This is a genomic window from Halomonas sp. 707D4 (genome assembly GCF_024158685.1).
Classification (GTDB): Bacteria; Pseudomonadota; Gammaproteobacteria; order Pseudomonadales; family Halomonadaceae; genus Vreelandella.
Window position 1 is genome coordinate 1 of the sequence record NZ_JAMZBD010000641.1, and the last position, 1,421, is coordinate 1,421.

General features: G+C 69.3%; 1 protein-coding gene. It reads right to left on the reverse strand.

Annotation, left to right across the window (positions count from 1 at the left end; translation table 11 throughout):
- Positions 1-1,421 (reverse strand): FdhF/YdeP family oxidoreductase (locus BIS11_RS17485; protein ID WP_253586711.1); only part of this gene is annotated, 1,421 nt, incomplete at both ends.

Sequence of the window (1,421 nt, forward strand, 5' to 3'; positions counted from 1 at the left end):
GCGCACTCGCGCGTTGAAGTCGTCGAAGCCCGGGATCACCTCGGCCACGTGGTCCCGGATCACGTCGTAGTCGGCACGCATCGCCGCCCACTCCACCGCCTCGCTGCCGACCAGGCGCTCGCCGAGCCGGGTCAGAATCTCCACTTCCGAGGGCAGGCCGGGGCTTGCCGGGCGATTGATGCCGGCGGAGCCGTGGACCATGCTCATCGAATCCTCGACGGTGATCAGCTGGGTCTTGCCGCCGGTCTTGTCGATCTCGCTGCGCCCCAGGCAGGGCAGGATCAGCGCCTTGCGGCCGGTCACCAGGTGGCTGCGGTTGAGCTTGGTGCCGATGAAGGCGGTGAGCCGGCAGCTGGCCATCGCCGCCTCGGCCACCTGGCTGTCGGAGATCGCCCGGGTGAAGTTGCCGGCAAGACCGACGAACACCTTGCCCGGGCGGTCGCGCATCGCTTCCACCGCGGCGACGGAATCGACCCCGTGTTCGCGCGGCATGGCCGTCTTGTAGCGCGCCTCCAGGGCGTCGAGAAGCTCGTCAGAGGGCTTCTCGAAGATGCCCATGGTGCGATCCCCCTGGACGTTGGAGTGGCCGCGCACCGGCGAGGTACCGGTGCCGGGGCGCCCGAGATTGCCGCGCAGCATCAGGAGGTTGACGATCTCGCGCACGGTGGCCACCGAGTGCACGTGCTGGGTGATGCCCATCGCCCAGCAGATGATCGTCGCGTTCGAGCGGGCGTAGAGTTCGGCGGCCTCTTGCATCTCGCGCTGCGTGAGCCCGGACTGGGCCTCGAGCTCGGCCCAGGGCGTCGCCTCCACCCGCGTCTTGTAGGCCTCGAAGTGCGCGGTGTGCTCGCCAAGGAAAGCGTGGTCGAGCACCGCCTCGCCTGCCGCCTCGCGCTCGAACAGCGCCTTGGCGATGCCGCGCACCGCCGCCATGTCGCCGCCGAGCTTGGGGCAGAAGTAGTGCGAGCTGATGCGGTGGCTGCCGTTATGCAGCATCTCCAGCGGCTTCTGCGGGTCGGCGAACTTCTCGAGCCCGCGCTCGCGCAGCGGGTTGAAGCTGGCGATGGTCGCGCCGCGCTCGGCGGCCTCGCGCAGGGTCCCCAGCATGCGCGGGTGGTTGGTGCCCGGGTTCTGGCCGAACACGAAGATCGCCTCGGCGTGCTCGAAGTCCTCCAGGCGCACGCTGCCCTTGCCGGTGCCCAGCGCCTCGCCCAGCGCCACGCCGCTCGCCTCGTGGCACATGTTGGAGCAGTCCGGCAGGTTGTTGGTGCCATAGAGCCGCGCCAGAAGCTGGAACACGTAGGCGGATTCGTTGCACGCCTTGCCGGAGGTGTAGAAGATCGCGTCATCCGGGGTGGGCAGCGCCTTGAGCTCGGCGGCGACGAGATCGAGCGCCGCCTCCCAGCCGATGGGTTCGAAGT